Below are 17,091 nucleotides of genomic sequence, written 5' to 3' on the forward strand. Positions count from 1 at the left end.
TGCATGCTGCGCTTTCTCATCGTAATTTTCGTTCAACCATAAACACATCAAGCAAATAAGAGAATTATTCTGCTCTCCAATTAAAATGAATGTTCGGTTGCTGGAAAACTAGCTTGTTGAACCTGTTGAACATAGGTATTTAATGCATTCAACAGAATTTCTTTGCCTTGGAGGTATCTTTTAACAAATTTGGGATTAAAATCAGTCTGTAAACCCAACATGTCATGCCAAACAAGTACTTGTCCATCGGTATGAGGACCCGCTCCAATACCAATAGTAGGGATACTCAATGACTTGGTTATTGTTAATGCAAGCTGTTGAGGTATGCATTCGAGTACTAGAGCAAAACAGCCTGCCGCTTCTAACTGATGAGCTTGCTGGATAAGCTTTTCTGCTTGTTCCTGATTTTTTCCCTGTACTTTATAGCCGCCTAATTGATGAATGGATTGTGGGGTCAAACCGATATGACCTATAACTGGGACACCTGCGTTGACCAGATAAGAAATAGTGTGACATGTATCTGCATCGGCTCCTTCAATTTTCACAGCATGGGCTCCTGCTTGAAGTAAGCATTTTACATTTTCTACAGATTGAGTCAGTGAGTTTTTATGACTTAAAAAGGGAAGATCGCTGATTAAAAATTGTTGTTTTAAGCCACGTGCTACAGCTTGGGTATGAAGTATCATCATCTCCATCGTAGCCATAATGGTTGTATCATGGCCATGTACTGCCATAGCCACAGAATCTCCGACCAAAACACAATCAATATTTGATTCAGCTACAATGCAAGCAGATGGATAATCATAGCAGGTAATCATGGAAATTTTTTGTTGTTCTTCTTTTTTGCGTTTGAAATCATGAATTTTCATGCTGCGTTACTCCTTACTAAAGGGAAGTAAGCGTGAAAATGAAAAGCGAGACACAATATAGGTACCTGTCGCATGGATCAAGTCCTCCAAAAAAATTAAAATAGAAGTCGCTGCCAACTCGGGTCAGCGCATTATGCACAGCTATCAGCACGCACACAATGGCTATCATATTGCAAATTCAGGTAGTTGAGAAGAGTCGATAAGTTATGCATTTACGGGGTAAGGATCCGACCTATCATATAAATATAGTTTGTAGTATGCTCTAGCGCTGGCAAAGGTACAATTAGGGAAGGGCATCCATTGAGCCATTTTTTGTTTTTGAAAATCTTTTTCAGGAACTTTACATGGAAGTCTAAGAATTAAGCCAGACCTTTCAAAATCTATACTCTGCCTGTTTTATTTTTCAAATAAAGCCAATCTACAATGATTATCGATGACAATTCGATGTTCAAGAGACTGGATGAGCACTAAAAATCTTCATAGTTAAAATGAGAAATTTATAATGGAACTATTAAATAGGAAGTTATTTACTCACTCTGATCCCACAGAAATAAAAGGGTTAACTGGTCTTCGTGGATATGCCGCACTTTGGGTTTTCTTTTTACATGCATCAGGGGAATGGCAAGGCGATACTTTTGCAATGAAACTTGCCAGTTATGGGGCCTCGGGTGTTACGGTATTTTTTGTGCTTTCCGGTTTTATCCTTTCCTATGTGTACTCTAGTAAATTTGCAAAAAAAACAATTGGATACCGTAGTTTTATGTTTGCCCGATTCGCTCGCGTATATCCACTACATTTAGTGACCCTTATACTTTATGGTGCTTTTGTATGGGTTGGAATTGATCTTCAGCCGAGCAATACATGGAAAACATTTATATTAAACCTTGCACTGCTCCAGGCCTGGGGATTCACAGAGCATCTTTCGTGGAATCAACCTTCATGGTCAGTAAGTACCGAGTTTTTCAGCTATCTGCTTTTTCCGCTATTCATCAGCAGACTTGCCAAAGCTCCTCTGTGGGCATTGTTTATCATCATGGCAATTATCTACTCTCAGATAAGGTATTCTTTTTATGATGCTCTTATAAATTGGGGAATAGCACATCAATTTCTAAATACAGGCCGTCAACTTACATTTTCTCATGGAATTTCTCTGGTGCTATTTTTCTGGGCATTCTTCTGGGGATGTGTCGTGTATTTTCTGGTAGAAAAGATCAAAAAATGGACGAATAATAGTGTCGTTTATGATATTTTGACTCTAGTTGGCGTATGTCTTATTCTGAATTTTTACTGTGCTACCTTATGGGAAACCATAGTTCCTGCCACATTGATTATCATGGGCCTTTCCAATAACTCAGGACTGTCCAAAATGCTTTTTGGGAATAAGTTAGCATTTTTCATGGGCAAAATTTCTTATGCTTTTTATTTATCTGCACTTATGGTTCAAGTAGTTTTACATCCATTCCACTTACCCATTGTACTTGATTTAGCAGCGGCTATTATCGTTGCTACGTTGCTTCATTATTTCGTTGAGCAACCTGCTCGCGAGCTATTAAGGAAGAAAATGAATTATTCGTTGAACAATGAGAAGAGTGCTGCCAGTGCCCTTGCGCTTCAAAATTAAGGTGTAACCGATGGGGATAATCCATCACTTATATCAGTCATGCTAGAGGCGCCAAGCCTCTTTAGTTCATTTTATTTTTCTTAAGAACAATAGAGTAACTGAAATGTAAAAAAGTCTCTAAAAGTAAAATGCTTAGAAAAAGATGGTCGTTTATTATTGGTATTGACTCTTTTATGCATTTTGTTCCTCTATAATTCTGAGTTATCATTCATGCTTTTCATAGCCTACTGCTGTGGAAAGCTACTGAGTAGTCGCGTGAAAATGTACTTTATGACAATAGGTTTTTTATGCAAGTCACTGAAAAATTAGCGCTCCCAGGGGAACATGTTTTGTTTTTGCAAGGAGCAATTGGGAAACTGGAAGCAGTTTTAACTGTTCCAGAACACAATCATTCTGCTTTTATAGCCTTTTTGGGCCACCCACACTCCTTGCAAGGAGGCACAATGAGCAATAAAGTAGTTACTACATTAGCACGTGCTTTTAGAGAATTAGGTGTTCCTTCATTACGTTTTAATTTTCGTGGGGTAGGCCAATCGGAAGGAGCTTATGACTCAGGGATTGGCGAAAGCGAAGACATGCTGATTTTGGTTCGTGAATGGCAAAAAGAGCAGCCCGAAAAGAAACTCATCTTTGCTGGTTTTTCTTTTGGCTCTTACGTGGCTTATCGTGCAGCAGTTCAAACGGATTCACAACTCTTAATTACGATAGCTCCTCCGGTGCATCATTATGATTATCGTGAATTTAATCCCGCTCCTTATCCCTGGCTTATTATACAAGGTGATGAAGATGAGGTTGTTCCTCCTGCTTTGGTTTTTGATTTTGCTTCCCAGAGCAATCCTGAAATACCGGTAATTCGTTTTGCCAATACCGGCCACTTTTTTCATGGAAAATTAATAGATCTGAAAACAAAACTCATGGAATATATTCGTTCTCAGGTTGTTTTATAATGAATTTGATTACTCAATATGAAGCTGCGATTCATCGTGGTGAAATTGATGATGATCCGTTACAACGTGACATATTGATACGTATGCAACACCTTATCGATAGCGTGAACAAATCGAATTCATCCTGGCTTTATCCATTAATTAAATCTAAGGTCAAAGGCATATATCTTTACGGTCCTGTTGGTGTGGGAAAAACCTATTTAATTGATTTATTTTACGATTGTCTTGAAGAAAAAAAGAAGGCTCGTTTTCATTTCCATCATTTCATGCAACAAGTCGATGCTCGCTTAAGACAATTGCAAGGACAAAAAAATCCGCTTCGTAAAATTGCTAAAGAATTGGCAAAAACAATACGAGTACTTTGTTTTGATGAATTTATGGTGCATGACGTGGCTTATGCCATGATTTTGGCCGAATTATTGCAAGCTTTGACGGCACATGGCGTTATTTTGGTAATTTCTTCGAATATACCCCCTGATGATTTGTATCGAAATGGAGTTCATCGCAAACGATTTTTACCTGCAATTGCCGCAATTAAAGCTCATTGCGAGGTGCTGTATTTAAATGAACAAAGAGATTATCGGGTTGGGCGAACCCCTTTATTAGATGCTTATTTATTTCCTTTAAATGAACAAACTGAACAAACCATGGAAAAACAATTCGCACTTTTAGTGGCTGAGTTTAAAGAAAATGGGGTAATTACGATACAAAATCGTGAAATTCCTTATCTTAAGCGTGCTGAAAAGGCGATTTGGTTTTCCTTTGATATTCTGTGTAATTTACCTCGCAGCCAATTGGATTACTTAGAGCTCGCGGATAAGTTTGATACTATTTTTCTAAGTAACATACCTGTGCTTACAGTAAATCATACGTTACAGGCGATTATGTTCATTCATTTTATTGACGTAATGTACGATCGTGGAATTAATATTATTATTTCCGCAGAAGTGACGGTTGATGAATTGTATCTCGAGGGTGAAATGAAAGAAACCTTTAAACGTACCTTAAGTCGGTTATTGGAAATGCAGTCAGTGGATTATTTAGCACGTCATCCTAAAAGAGAGCTTCAGGAATTCATTACAAATAATTCTTAGTTGGAGGGAAACGAAGCATTTAGCAGAAATATTTCTGAATTTTCACACCTAGACTACGAATGGTCAGATTAAAATAAATGTATATTTTTTTTCTTATTTGAGAATGATTCTCGATTTCATTTATGCTAAAATTAGGTTATTTCACGGGTTGCTGTTAGGACATGATAAAAATTACAGAGTTGGTACAAGGCGATAAAGCACGGTTAACCAGTTTTGGTACAACTGATATGCAGTACAGGCGTAGACTTTTATCTTTAGGTGTGACTTGTGGTACAGAGCTCTTAGTTGTCCGAATTGCCCCTTTAGGATGCCCTATACAAATTGAAGTCAGAGGAACTGCTTTAACGTTGCGTAAGGAAGAGGCGAGTCAATTGATTTTGGAGCGAATATGACTCATGTGTTGTTAGTAGGTAACCCTAATTGTGGTAAAACCACATTATTTAATGCATTAACTGGCGACAATCAGCGTATAGGAAATTGGCCGGGTGTTACGGTTGAAAAGAAAACGGGGAAATTCTTTGTCGATCAGCAGCGATTTGAAGTGACTGATTTGCCAGGAGTTTATTCTCTAGCAGCTAATGCGGATGGAATCAGTCAGGATGAGCAAATCGCTGCACAGGCTGTTGCCACTATGGAGGCAGATTGTATCATTAATGTGATCGATGCCTGTCATCTCGAACGGCATTTATATTTGACCACCCAAATCCTGGAGTTAGGCAAACCGGTACTACTCGCACTAAATATGATGGATATTGCCGAGCAGCGGGGTATATCCATAGATCCAAATGCCTTGTCACAACAATTAGGTTGCCCTGTTATTCCTATCCAGGCACATAAAAAGGTAGGTATATCTCAGCTGATGCAAGAACTGACTCGAATGCCTCAGACCATGATTCCGTGGGTATTACCTGTCTCTGAGTCCATACAACAGACTTTAGAGACCCTGGAAAATACATTAATTCATGAAGGTTATAGCCAATCGCTTGCTTATTATTATGCACGTAGACTTCCTGAGGGAGATGGATTGTTATTCGGCAAGGAGATTGCTAAGGATTTGACTTTATTGAACGAAGCGGATCCCAGTCTTGATATATTATTGGCCGATGCTCGATACCAGAAAATACACGCCATGGTTGAATCTGTACAGAAAAAACACAGTGATGCCAGTGAACATTTTACTGCAAAACTCGATAAGATTATGTTACATCGTTTTTTTGCCCTCCCTATTTTTTTTGCCATGATGTATTTGATGTTTTTATTTGCAATTAATGTGGGTGGTGCCTTTCAAGATTTTTTTGATATCAGTACTGATACACTATTTGTACAAGGCACTGCCTGGTTATTACAACAGATTCATGCTCCCAATTGGTTGATTGCTTTATTGGCGAATGGTGTAGGTAAAGGTATAAATACCACGTTAACGTTTATCCCCGTTATTGCTGCAATGTTCTTTTTCTTATCTTTGTTGGAAACGTCTGGATATATGGCAAGGGCAGCTTTTGTTGTTGACAAAGCAATGAGAATGATGGGTTTGCCTGGCAAGTCTTTTGTGCCGATGATTGTTGGTTTTGGTTGCAACGTTCCTGCGATTATGGCAGCACGTACCTTGGATTCAGAGCGCGATCGGTTATTAACCGTCATGATGAGTCCTTTTATGTCATGTAGCGCACGTCTTGCCATTTACGCTGTATTTGTCGCTGCATTTTTCCCTTCTGGTGGACAAAACATCGTGTTTTCTTTGTATCTTATCGGGATTTTGATGGCTGTATTAACGGGATTTATCTTGCGTAAATCTATGTTAAAGGGAAATGCCTCCCCCTTAATTTTGGAGCTTCCTGCTTATCATAAACCTGCACTCAAGCGCTTATTTAAAGAAACTTTTATGCGACTGCGTTTTTTTATAGTACGGGCAGGCAAATTAATTGTGCCAATTTGTGTTATTTTAGGTGGCTTAAATGCCATTACTTTGAGCGGCGGAGTGAATTCGGGTGAAGCCAGTACTCAATCATTATTGTCTTTAATGGGGCAATGGATTACTCCTCTATTTGCACCCATGGGGATTCATCAAGATAATTGGCCTGCCACAGTCGGGTTGTTAACGGGCATGTTAGCCAAAGAGGTAGTGGTTGGGACGTTAAATTCACTGTATGCACAAATAGGTCACGTAGGGGAAATTGCCACTGCACACTTTGATTTTTTAGCAGGCATCAAGGCAGCCTTATGGTCTATACCGCAGAATTTAGCTCAACTAGGCTCTGCTTTGCTCAATCCTGTATTAGCTAGTGCAGCAGATAACCCCGTATCTCAGTCCGTATATGGAATAATGGCCCAGCGCTTTGATGGAAAAATAGGGGCATATGCTTATCTGTTATTTGTTCTACTTTACATTCCCTGTGTCTCTACTATGGCGGTAATTCGACAAGAGGCAAATAGAAAATATATGTGGATTTCTGTAGTTTGGTCTTTTGTTGTTGCCTATATCGCAGCAGTTTTATTTTATCAAGTGGCTAAATGGATTCAGAGTTCGGAGCACAATATTTTGGGGATTATCGTATTCTTATTCGTTTTATTTTTTGCTATAGGCTTGCGCCAATACATCAAACGCAGCGTAAGGAGGAATCATGTTGTTGCAAATACGTAATTACATTTGCCGTGAAGGTGTAGTGAGCACGCAACAATTGACTCGAGAGTTTCGCTTGGAACTCACAGCATTACAACCTATGCTTGATTTATGGATAGGTAAGGGTGTAATACGTAAGTGTCAGGAAAAGGGGAATTGTCAAAGCACATGCTTTAAGTGTCGTTCTAACTCCCCTGAATTTTATCAATATCTTTTGTAATTTGCCGCGCACTTGAGTTACATTTTTTTACGGGTTTTTTACTTAAGTTACTTTAACTTTCGTGCTCATTCACCAAATTTGGGCTAATATAATAATCATATGGTTTTGAAAAATGCGGTATACAAATGGCTGATGAATCAGATATTCCTATTGAAGAAAACCCAGACTTTCCTGATGTTGAAGAAAACTTCGAACTTCTTGATGAGAACAAGAACAGCATCGATTTTCGCAAGCTGCAAATGGAAGAGGATTTAAATGATCCAGTAACTTTAGTAGAACGTGTTTATCAAATCTGGTGGCATTGGGCTGATTTTGAACTTTATATTGTATCTCCGACTATAGATATTATTTCTCCTGCAATAATTCTCAAACCAGAACTTATAACAGGAACAAACGAGTATGAATTTGTATATCCTATTCTTGATTCAGGATCCAAATTGTCTACTTCTAAAAGCGAAGAGATGCTTTCTGCTGGTATGTCAATGTATAAGCTCTATATGACCATAGAAAAAATGATTTATATATTGGTTGAGCGTTTAAAAGAAGGGGGCATTGATAAAGAAACGGAAGTTCAAGTGGCTTTCGGCGGACATTTGCTCCCCCAAAGAAAGGCTTTTGAATCAATTATCAATTTACCTTATAACGTCGTAGTAACTAACTTTGATCCAGGTGCATGGGGTGAGCGTTATTTACAAATTGTCAAACAAAATGCGGATAAGTATGGGTATCCTTCTGAATCTCCACGTGACACCTATAGACAGCCACATAAAGGCCCTAGCTCAGGTCCTAAAAGATAAGAATTTATTATCTTAAATTCCCTGAGCTGAAGTTTTTCAATTTTCAAATGAGATTGAATTAAGGCTTTGCTTTAATGCAAGGTGTTCGTTTTTACGGCAATGCTCATCAATGTAATCAATGCAAATCTTTAATTCCTTATCTATTCCGCTCATTGCTTTTAATTGATCCACCGCATCGCTTGCTGCTTTATTCCTGACATCTTCTTCTGTTTCTTTGTCTGCTCGTTTTACTCTAGCAAGAATTGTTTTTACCTGCTTTAACTGGGTATTAAATAATTGACTCATAGTGGTATGATGATCACAGTAGTCTGTAAGTATTGTTTTTGTCAGGGCTAAAGGATCGTGTTCTAAGTGATGCTGATGCATTAGTTCATAGGAGAGATAACTGGTAATTTCCTGATTCCCAGCGTGCTGTGCAATTTGTAACGCATTTTTAATGAAATAAAGAGAAGGTTTATTCTGTTCCTCTAAATTGCACAGCAGCTGGACAACCTCAATGCGTCCTATTCTGGCTGCAACGAGCAGCAAAGTACCAGCAGTTCTTTTGTCGGGTTGCATAAAACTGCAAAGTGCCTTAAAAACTCCCCTTGGAGGATTTTCCCCCACTGTTGCTAATGCATAAGTTAATGCACAATTCATTGCCTTCTGAGAAGGCTTACCCCATTGGTCTTGAATGAAATAATTCAAAAGCTTTTCCCATTCTCCATATTGAGCTGATAGGATGAAGTGTTTATCGGTTCGTCTCTGTAGAGTATATAATGCTTTATCCACTAGCTCTTTATCGGGTACATTTGCCGGCGGTTTTAGGCTTATAATAGCTTTAATTGCCTCACATACCTTAGAAGAGGATTCTATATCACCATGACGTTCATATCGTATCAACCTTAATAGCGCGAGTTCTAAGCTTGCATTGATTGCTCTTTTAGTGGGCTGGAGTGCTGGAGCAGCTAAGCGTGCAAGAGCGATAACAGCTTCCCAATTGTTAGTTTGAAGTGCTGTTACTGTTGCAAGCTCGAACACTCTGTCCACAGCGATTTGACTTGGTTGACGTGTTAGGATAGTCAAGTTTAAAAGTGCGAACACAAAATCCCAATTATTTATTTTAGTTGCTGCTAATCCTGCATTCACTAATATCTTGTCTATAGCTTTCTGACTTGGTTTACGTGCTGGATCAGTTAAGTTTGTGAGGGCGATAAAAAACTCCCAATTATTGATTTTAGCCGCGACCATTGCCGCTTGCTCTAAAGCGTAGTCTGCAATTTTTTGACTTGGTTGATGAGTTTTTGATTTTAAGCTGCATAACATGATGACAATGTTCCATCGTTTCTCAGCCTCTTCTGTTGAAACTTGAGATGCTGCAGCTATTGCGGTTTTTACTGCTTTGTCAATCACTTCGGGCCGAATTTTGGCCATGGCTAAAGTTGATTTTATATATTGACGACTGTTTACTGTTCGAAAAAGTCCTCTGGAGGCGAGGTCGACTAGTCTTATTTCTTGTGAATTAAATTCAGTTTCTAGCATGGAATATTTACCTATAAAAAAACAAAGCGCATTAATTATACACTAAGTTCTTGTTAATTAACCGGGTAAGTCAGTAATTCATATTTTCATGTGCTGCAAGTTATTTTTCCATTGAGTCACCGCCCCCCGAAATAATTTAAACCAAAACGAGAATGGCTATGTACTTTGGCTCGATCAGTACAGTGGAACCCCTGAGTCATCTGATAAAGCTTATTATGAGGCAATAAAGTCATTAAAGCCGGGGGATAAAGTAGATATTAAAATGTTTAGAGGCAGTATTTCTTTTGATGACTCAAATGAAATAGAGCGATTAAAAGATAAATTAACTCAAATGAAAGTTCAGCATGATATAAATATTATTCAAGTTCCTTCGAGTACAACAAGTTATAACCTTGCGTATAGTCCGGCTGAAGATAAAGTTCTAATTTGGCGGGGTCATCAGAGAATAAAGGATAAGTTTTTGGAAATTAGTCATATTTTCTCTAAAAAATCGTCACTTCAAGAAAAAGGAATAACTTCTTTTAAAAATCGTTTCATTGATTATTATCAATCGCTGCATGCAGCAGGTTTTACTCAGGAAGAAGCAGCTAAAAAAGCAATTGAAAAATATATTTCTGTTAGAGAGTCTTGGCTAGAGAATAAATTACCTTACCGAGGAGGATTGAAACTCTTTTTTAACAAAGATCAGACACAAATAAATTTAGGTATTGCCCGAAAGTTGATACAAGATGTTTCAAACATAGAAAGTTTAGATACTGATAAATTGAGCAATGGACATCTTAAAGAGTTAATTACGGTCATTAGCAATGATAATAAGGATTATTTAGAATTAAAAGAGACGATTTCTTCAGAGTACCATGATAAGGAGCGCTCACTTAGAACAGAAATTGTATAAATTAGTACTCGATGCATCTTAATACATATCACTTGATTTTTGTATGCATGCTATTCACAGTGCTGACGCTCAAGTCATGGTGAAAATAACAACAAAAAAATAATTGACTCTTCACTCTATTACAATGAATCAAAGTTTGCTTTTGCTCGAATTCCATAGCGTCTTAATCTTGCGCGATAAAAACAGAGTGCTATACTTCGCATTTGTGCTTTATTTAATTAACTTTTCTAATTAAGGAAGAAACTCACAGTGAACAAAAAAAGACCCGTTAATCTGGATTTGGGTAGTTTAAAATTTCCCCCTATGGCTATAGCATCAATTTTACATAGGATTTCAGGGGTGGTTTTATTTTTACTGTTACCCATAATGTTGTATATTTTTGGTCAATCAGTGCAATCGGAAGAAGCCTTTATACAGGTAAAAGATTTATTGTCTCATCCCGTTTATAAAGTGGTGGTATGGGCATTTGGGGCTGCGATGATATATCATTTGCTTGCAGGGATTAGGCATCTTGTGATGGATATGGGATTTGGTGAGCATCTTGATGCCGGTCGGCGTTCTGCTGTTTTAGTCATTATTCTTGCCATTATTTTGTCAATTTTTCTAGGATTTTGGATATGGTAAATAATGTCACCAGCTTAACAGGTAATGGGTTAAAGGATTGGTTGATTCAACGAGTTACAGCAGTTTATTTTGCTGTTTATTCTTTTTTTATCATTGGTTTTTTGTTATTGCATCCTGAATTGGGCTTCGCACAATGGCATGCTCTTTTTTCTAATACCCTGGTTCGGATTGCATCACTTATTGCATTGTTTGCGCTTTCATTGCATGCATGGATAGGTATTTGGACTGTGACTACAGATTATATGAAATGTACTGCCTTGCGTTTATCAGTACAAATGTTAGTTGTTTTATGGCTCCTTAGTCAATTTATCTGGGGCTTAATGATCCTTTGGGGGCAGTAGCATGGCAATTGCACGTAACACATTTGATGCAGTAATTATTGGAGCAGGCGGAGCCGGAATGCGTGCTGCACTGCAGATGGCAAATTCTGGATTAAAAGTCGCACTCTTATCCAAAGTATTCCCAACCCGTTCACATACCGTATCTGCCCAAGGGGGTATTACCTGTGCATTGGGAAATGCCCATGAAGATGATTGGCGCTGGCATATGTATGATACAGTGAAGGGTGCTGATTATATTGGTGATCAGGATTCAATCGAGTACCTCTGTAAAACAGGGCCAGAAGCTGTATATGAACTAGAACACATGGGGTTGCCTTTTTCACGTACGGATGATGGTAAAATCTATCAACGTCAGTTTGGTGGCCAATCCAAAAATTTTGGTGGAGACCAGGCTGCGCGCACTTGTGCTGCAGCAGATAGAACAGGGCATGCTTTACTGCATACGCTGTATCAACAAAATTTAAAAGCCAAAACACATGTATTTAGTGAATGGTATGCTCTTGATCTTGTCAAAAATTCTCAGGGCCACATATCTGGTGTTACTGCCATGTGTATTGAGACAGGTGAGGTAGTATTTTTCCAGTCAAAAGTTTGCATCCTGGCTACTGGTGGTGCTGGTCGTATTTACCAATCCACAACCAATGCATTTATCAATACCGGTGATGGTTTCGGTATGGCACTAAGAGCTGGCATTCCTTTGCAAGATATGGAAATGTGGCAATTTCATCCTACTGGCATTGCTGGGGCTGGTGTATTAGTCACCGAAGGGTGCCGGGGTGAAGGCGGTTATTTGATTAATAAAGACGGTGAACGTTTTATGGAGCGTTATGCACCGCGGGTTAAAGATTTAGCTTCTCGAGATGTAGTCGCTCGTTCTATGGCTCTCGAAATACGTGCAGGTAAGGGTTTTGATCCTAAAGGGATTGATCATGTTAAGTTAAAACTGGATCATTTAGGAGCCGATCTTATCATGTCACGTTTGCCAGGCATTCGTGAGTTATCTATGAAATTCGCAGGAGTTGACCCAATTGTTGAACCGATTCCTGTAGTTCCAACCTGCCACTACAGCATGGGAGGAATACCAACGAATATGTATGGCCAAGTACTTACCAAAACCAATGGTAAGGAACATATCGTAGAGGGATTGTATGCGGTAGGCGAGTGTGCATGTGTTTCTGTGCATGGCGCAAACCGGTTAGGCGGCAATTCCTTACTAGACTTAGTGGTTTTCGGTCGGGCTGCAGGGCTGCACGTTGAAGAGTTATGGCAATCACATCAATTACCAGAGATGGCTTACATCAGCGATGATGATATTGCTTCATCGTTACAGCGATATAACCGATGGAATGATTCAACAGAGGGCGAAAGTCCTGCTGTAATTCATGATGAAATGCAACGTGTAATGCAAGAAGACTTCGGTGTATTTCGCACTGGAGAAGTAATGGCTTCAGGTTTGAAGCGTCTTCAGGCTTTGCGTGAGCGTTTGGAGCATGCCAAACTGGAAGACAAAAGTAAGATATTTAATACAGAGCGGGTTAGTGCCTTAGAACTGGATAATTTAATGGCAACTGCATATGCAACAGCGCAGTCTGCGATTGTTCGCACGGAAAGTCGTGGTGCTCATAGTCGTGAAGATTATCCAAAACGTGATGACGAGAACTGGATTAAACATACGCTATATTTTGAGGAAGGTGAGAAGATTGATTTTCGACCGGTTAATGCATCACCTAAACATGTCGAACCTTTTGCGCCGAAAGAACGCGTTTACTAAAGAGGATAGATTACATGGCAGATAGTAGAAATTTGACCCTATCAATATATCGCTATAATCCTGAGGTGGATGCTAAGCCTTATATGAAAGATTATGAATTGGAGATCCCGGCTAAAAGTGATCCCATGGTGCTCACATTACTTGAGCGTTTAAAAGCAGAGCAGGATCCTTCTATAACCTATAGACGCTCCTGCCGCGAAGGGGTGTGCGGGTCGGATGGTATGAACATTAACGGGACTAATGCTTTAGCCTGTATTACTCATATATCTCAATTAAAGACCGATAAAATAGTTGTTCGTCCTTTACCTGGATTTCCAGTAATCCGTGACTTGGCAGTTGATTTGTCCCAGTTTTACCAACAGTACGAGCGCATAGAGCCTTATTTGCAAAATGATGCGGTACCTCCTGCTCAAGAACGCCTGCAATCCCCAGAAGAGCGCGCATTACTTGATGGGTTATATGAATGTATTTTATGTGCCTGTTGTACCAGTTCATGCCCCTCATACTGGTGGAACCCAGAAAAGTATGTTGGTCCAGCGGGATTATTACAGGCAAGACGATTTTTAGCAGACAGTCGAGATACTGCAACGGCACATCGTTTGGATAAATTACAAGATCCTTTCAGTGTGTTTCGTTGTCGGAGCATTATGAATTGTACCAGTGTCTGCCCGAAAGGACTCAATCCAATGAAGGCGATTGCAGATATTCGCTTACAAATGTTGACGCAAGAAACCTAATAGTACTTTTCTTGTTATTAAAAGGTATCTGGTAAAGCCATTAAATAGGAGCATGTAATTCTCAATAAAAACGGGAATTATCTTCTGTGAGGGGCTCGAAACCAGTATAAGGATGATCCCCGCCCTAGCGGGGATAGCTGTTTTATCCACGTGGATGAGTGGAATAGCCAATTGTAAATGGCGTAGAGATTAATATCCCTTTGGAGTGAGAGAAAATGAGCAGTTCCGATCTGCAAAAAGAATGGGCTTCTTCCTATTTGTCTGGTGGAAGTATGGCGTATGTTGATAGTCTTTATGAAGATTATCTTGCTGATCCTAGTTCGGTTTCATCCGATTGGCGCGCAGTATTCAGCGCTTTACCTAAGGTTAATAGTGCCGAGAAGGAATTCTCGCATCGAGATATCCGTGATTATTTTTTGCAGAATGCAGATAAAAAAGCAGTACCTGTTGTTCAAGCTTCAGATAGCCAACAATTCAGAATTGCAGATTTAATTAATGCGTATCGTGCATTGGGGCATCATGCTGCTAAACTCGATCCTCTGGAGATGACAGAACGTACCCCCGTACCAGCATTGGAATTGGAGCATCATCATTTATCTGATGTAGATAGAAACCGAAAGTTTTTTGCAGGCACCACGTTCAATGGTCCAGAAATGACTCTGGATGAGATATATCAAGCACTACGTGAAACATATTGCGGTAGTATTGGTATTGAATACATGCATATTTCTAATACCGAAGAAATAGAATGGCTGCAGGAGCGAATGGAGTCTGTGCATGGTCGTCTTAACTTGGATAAAGAAAAAAAACTGCAAATTTTAAAAGATTTAATTGCTGCAGATGGTTTAGAGCGTTATTTAGGGACCCGCTACGTGGGACAAAAACGATTCTCTCTTGAGGGGGGCGACTCACTCATCCCTATGATGAAAGAAATTATTGAGTGTGCTGGAAGGGATAACGTTAAAGAAGTAGTTATTGGTATGGCACATCGAGGCCGTCTCAATGTATTGGTAAATGTTTTAGGTAAAGAACCTAACCAGCTTTTCCAGGAATTTGAAGGAAAAATAAAATATGAACGTACTGGTGATGTGAAGTATCATTTAGGTTTTTCTTCGGATATAAAAACAAATTCAGGCTCAGTAGTGCATCTGGCTTTAGCTTTTAATCCGTCACACTTGGAAATTATTGGCCCAGTAGTAGAAGGATCTGTTCGTTCTCGGTTAGGCCGCCGCGATGATCTGAAGAAAAAGGAGAAAGTTGTCCCTGTTGTCATTCATGGAGATGCTGCATTTGCCGGCCAAGGCGTCGTGATGGAAACGTTCAATTTTTCTCAGGCCCGTGGTTATTGCACAGGTGGTACGGTTCACATTGTTATTAACAACCAAATAGGTTTTACTACCAGTAATCCTTTGGATGCACGTTCTACTCTATATTGTACTGATGTTGCCAAAATGGTTCAGGCACCTGTTATTCATGTGAATGGTGATGACGCTGAGGCAGTCGTATTTGCGACTAAGCTCGCATTTGATTTCAGAATGAAATTTAAACGGGATGTTGTAGTTGATCTCGTGTGTTACCGCCGACATGGGCATAATGAAGCAGATGAGCCGGCAGTAACTCAACCTTCTATGTATCGAAAAATTAAATCCATGCGTCCCTTACGTGAAATTTATGCCGATCGTCTTATTCAGGAAGGTGTGTTGACGAGGAAAGACTCTGAAAAATTAGTGGATGCCTATCGTGATACCTTAGATAAGGGTAAGGCAGTAGTGGACTTGGTACACGGTGATTATGAAGGGAAATATGCGGTTGATTGGACTCCTTATTCGAAGGCAAAATGGACAGATAAAGTAGATACAACGATCACCAAGGAAAACTTACAAAAACTAACCAAGCAATTGAATGCTTTACCTAAAGGTTTTACTTTACACTCCGTAGTTCAACGATTATTGAATGAACGAGATAAAATGACCGCAGGTGAGATACCGATGAACTGGGGATATGCTGAAACTATGGCATACGCCAGTCTGGTTCAGGAAGGTTATGGCGTGCGTTTATCCGGTCAGGATTCTGGAAGAGGAACTTTTGCGCACAGGCATGCTGTATTACATGATGCTGAAACTGGGGAAACGTTTGTTCCACTTGAGCAAATAAAGAATGAGTTGAACCGACCTTTTTCTGTAATCGATTCGGTACTGTCTGAAGAAGCAGTACTGGCTTTTGAATATGGATTTGCTGCTTCTGCTCCAAATTTCTTAGTGTTATGGGAAGCTCAGTTTGGTGATTTTGCTAATGGTGCTCAAGTAGTTATTGATCAATTCATCAGTTCTGGTGAGCAAAAATGGGGCCGTTTATGTGGCTTAGTCATGTTGTTACCCCATGGATATGAAGGACAGGGACCGGAGCATTCATCAGCTCGTTTGGAGCGTTACATGCAGCTTTGTGCTCAGCATAATATGCAAGTCTGTACCCCAACTACTCCGGCACAGATATTCCATTTGTTAAGAAGACAAGTTATTCGTAATTTCCGGAAACCCTTAATCGTCATGACACCTAAGAGCCTTTTACGTCACAAATTAGCGGTTTCTCCTTTAGAGGACTTATTTAAAGGTAAATTCCATAACGTTATTCCGGAAATTGACACGCTTGATCCGAAAAAAATTACAAAAGTAGTATTGTGCTGTGGAAAAGTTTATTATGATTTACTGCAAATGCGTCGTGATAAAGAGTTAAACCATATTGCTTTAGTGCGAATCGAGCAATTATACCCGTTTCCTAAAAAAGCACTTACAACAGAGCTAAATAAATATACCCAAGCTAAGCAAATTATTTGGTGCCAGGAAGAGCCACAAAATCAGGGAGTCTGGTTCTCTTCCCAACATAATATAAAAGATTGTTTACGTCCCGAGCAATCCTTGCATTATGCCGGAAGAGAATTTGCTGCCGCACCTGCTGTTGGGAGTCCAGCACTGCATGCACAGCAACAGCAAGCTTTAGTAGAGCAAGCTTTATTGGACTGAGTTTGAGTTTATCG

15 protein-coding genes are annotated in these 17,091 nt (G+C 39.5%); 13 read left to right on the top strand and 2 right to left on the bottom strand.

What is annotated here, in order from left to right; translation table 11 throughout:
* Nucleotides 1–80 precede the first annotated feature (80 nt).
* Nucleotides 81–869: a 3-methyl-2-oxobutanoate hydroxymethyltransferase gene (panB, locus tag FOLKNPGA_RS01635; RefSeq protein ID WP_182351446.1), complete on the bottom strand. Its 789-nt coding sequence runs from the start codon at nucleotides 867–869 to the stop codon at nucleotides 81–83.
* A gap of 502 nt (nucleotides 870–1,371) precedes the next feature.
* Here panB and FOLKNPGA_RS01640 point away from each other — a divergent pair.
* From FOLKNPGA_RS01640 to FOLKNPGA_RS01670, 7 genes are all read left to right on the top strand, one after another.
* A complete protein-coding gene (locus tag FOLKNPGA_RS01640; protein ID WP_182351447.1) occupies nucleotides 1,372–2,490 on the top strand; it encodes an acyltransferase in 1,119 nt (372 codons plus the stop codon).
* 287 nt (nucleotides 2,491–2,777) lie between these two features.
* Entirely contained in the window at nucleotides 2,778–3,437 is a 660-nt protein-coding gene (locus FOLKNPGA_RS01645; RefSeq protein ID WP_182351448.1) for an alpha/beta hydrolase, read from the top strand.
* The gene (gene zapE, locus FOLKNPGA_RS01650; RefSeq protein WP_182351449.1) at nucleotides 3,437–4,531 is read left to right on the top strand and encodes a cell division protein ZapE; all 1,095 of its coding nucleotides are present in this window, start codon (nucleotides 3,437–3,439) and stop codon (nucleotides 4,529–4,531) included. Before FOLKNPGA_RS01645 ends, zapE begins: the two co-directional genes overlap by 1 nt.
* Before the next feature lie 161 nt (nucleotides 4,532–4,692).
* Nucleotides 4,693–4,923, top strand: coding sequence for a FeoA family protein (locus tag FOLKNPGA_RS01655; RefSeq protein WP_182351450.1), 231 nt, complete (start codon nucleotides 4,693–4,695; stop codon nucleotides 4,921–4,923).
* On the top strand, nucleotides 4,920–7,172 hold the full coding sequence (feoB, locus tag FOLKNPGA_RS01660) for a Fe(2+) transporter permease subunit FeoB (RefSeq protein WP_182351451.1): 2,253 nt from the start codon (nucleotides 4,920–4,922) through the stop codon (nucleotides 7,170–7,172). The genes FOLKNPGA_RS01655 and feoB overlap by 4 nt, the downstream gene beginning before the upstream one ends.
* The gene (locus tag FOLKNPGA_RS01665) at nucleotides 7,153–7,371 is read left to right on the top strand and encodes a FeoC-like transcriptional regulator (RefSeq protein ID WP_182351452.1); all 219 of its coding nucleotides are present in this window, start codon (nucleotides 7,153–7,155) and stop codon (nucleotides 7,369–7,371) included. The genes feoB and FOLKNPGA_RS01665 overlap by 20 nt, the downstream gene beginning before the upstream one ends.
* Nucleotides 7,372–7,496: 125 nt before the next feature.
* Nucleotides 7,497–8,168, top strand: a complete 672-nt coding sequence (locus FOLKNPGA_RS01670; protein ID WP_232890429.1) for a virulence factor — start codon at nucleotides 7,497–7,499, stop codon at nucleotides 8,166–8,168.
* Between the two features lie 36 nt (nucleotides 8,169–8,204).
* Here FOLKNPGA_RS01670 and FOLKNPGA_RS01675 read toward each other — a convergent pair whose 3' ends face one another.
* The gene (locus FOLKNPGA_RS01675; protein WP_182351453.1) at nucleotides 8,205–9,689 is read right to left on the bottom strand and encodes a hypothetical protein; all 1,485 of its coding nucleotides are present in this window, start codon (nucleotides 9,687–9,689) and stop codon (nucleotides 8,205–8,207) included.
* A gap of 262 nt (nucleotides 9,690–9,951) precedes the next feature.
* Here FOLKNPGA_RS01675 and FOLKNPGA_RS01680 point away from each other — a divergent pair, with 262 nt between their 5' ends.
* The 6 genes from FOLKNPGA_RS01680 (at nucleotide 9,952) to FOLKNPGA_RS01705 (ending at nucleotide 17,077) form a co-directional block, all read left to right on the top strand.
* Nucleotides 9,952–10,584: a hypothetical protein gene (locus FOLKNPGA_RS01680; protein WP_182351454.1), complete on the top strand. Its 633-nt coding sequence runs from the start codon at nucleotides 9,952–9,954 to the stop codon at nucleotides 10,582–10,584.
* A gap of 249 nt (nucleotides 10,585–10,833) precedes the next feature.
* Entirely contained in the window at nucleotides 10,834–11,208 is a 375-nt protein-coding gene (gene sdhC, locus FOLKNPGA_RS01685) for a succinate dehydrogenase, cytochrome b556 subunit (protein WP_182351455.1), read from the top strand.
* Entirely contained in the window at nucleotides 11,202–11,549 is a 348-nt protein-coding gene (gene sdhD, locus FOLKNPGA_RS01690; RefSeq protein ID WP_182351456.1) for a succinate dehydrogenase, hydrophobic membrane anchor protein, read from the top strand. The genes sdhC and sdhD overlap by 7 nt, the downstream gene beginning before the upstream one ends.
* 1 nt (nucleotide 11,550) lies before the next feature.
* A complete protein-coding gene (sdhA, locus tag FOLKNPGA_RS01695; RefSeq protein ID WP_182351457.1) occupies nucleotides 11,551–13,320 on the top strand; it encodes a succinate dehydrogenase flavoprotein subunit in 1,770 nt (589 codons plus the stop codon).
* Nucleotides 13,321–13,334: 14 nt separating this feature from the next.
* Nucleotides 13,335–14,057, top strand: a complete 723-nt coding sequence (locus FOLKNPGA_RS01700) for a succinate dehydrogenase iron-sulfur subunit (protein WP_182351458.1) — start codon at nucleotides 13,335–13,337, stop codon at nucleotides 14,055–14,057.
* A gap of 215 nt (nucleotides 14,058–14,272) precedes the next feature.
* On the top strand, nucleotides 14,273–17,077 hold the full coding sequence (locus FOLKNPGA_RS01705) for a 2-oxoglutarate dehydrogenase E1 component (protein WP_182351459.1): 2,805 nt from the start codon (nucleotides 14,273–14,275) through the stop codon (nucleotides 17,075–17,077).
* Nucleotides 17,078–17,091: the final 14 nt, after the last annotated feature.

The organism is Legionella sp. PC1000 (assembly GCF_014109805.1).
Classification (GTDB): Bacteria; Pseudomonadota; Gammaproteobacteria; order Legionellales; family Legionellaceae; genus Legionella; species Legionella resiliens.

Excerpts from the sequence above, each read along its gene's own strand:
- panB (WP_182351446.1), bottom strand. The coding sequence starts at position 869 with ATGAAAATTCATGATTTCAAACGCAAAAAAGAAGAACAACAAAAAATT.
- FOLKNPGA_RS01640 (WP_182351447.1), top strand. The coding sequence starts at position 1,372 with ATGGAACTATTAAATAGGAAGTTATTTACTCACTCTGATCCCACAGAA.
- FOLKNPGA_RS01645 (WP_182351448.1), top strand. The coding sequence starts at position 2,778 with ATGCAAGTCACTGAAAAATTAGCGCTCCCAGGGGAACATGTTTTGTTT.
- zapE (WP_182351449.1), top strand. The coding sequence starts at position 3,437 with ATGAATTTGATTACTCAATATGAAGCTGCGATTCATCGTGGTGAAATT.
- FOLKNPGA_RS01655 (WP_182351450.1), top strand. The coding sequence starts at position 4,693 with ATGATAAAAATTACAGAGTTGGTACAAGGCGATAAAGCACGGTTAACC.
- feoB (WP_182351451.1), top strand. The coding sequence starts at position 4,920 with ATGACTCATGTGTTGTTAGTAGGTAACCCTAATTGTGGTAAAACCACA.
- FOLKNPGA_RS01665 (WP_182351452.1), top strand. The coding sequence starts at position 7,153 with ATGTTGTTGCAAATACGTAATTACATTTGCCGTGAAGGTGTAGTGAGC.
- FOLKNPGA_RS01670 (WP_232890429.1), top strand. The coding sequence starts at position 7,497 with ATGGCTGATGAATCAGATATTCCTATTGAAGAAAACCCAGACTTTCCT.
- FOLKNPGA_RS01675 (WP_182351453.1), bottom strand. The coding sequence starts at position 9,689 with ATGCTAGAAACTGAATTTAATTCACAAGAAATAAGACTAGTCGACCTC.
- FOLKNPGA_RS01680 (WP_182351454.1), top strand. The coding sequence starts at position 9,952 with ATGTTTAGAGGCAGTATTTCTTTTGATGACTCAAATGAAATAGAGCGA.
- sdhD (WP_182351456.1), top strand. The coding sequence starts at position 11,202 with ATGGTAAATAATGTCACCAGCTTAACAGGTAATGGGTTAAAGGATTGG.
- sdhA (WP_182351457.1), top strand. The coding sequence starts at position 11,551 with ATGGCAATTGCACGTAACACATTTGATGCAGTAATTATTGGAGCAGGC.
- FOLKNPGA_RS01700 (WP_182351458.1), top strand. The coding sequence starts at position 13,335 with ATGGCAGATAGTAGAAATTTGACCCTATCAATATATCGCTATAATCCT.
- FOLKNPGA_RS01705 (WP_182351459.1), top strand. The coding sequence starts at position 14,273 with ATGAGCAGTTCCGATCTGCAAAAAGAATGGGCTTCTTCCTATTTGTCT.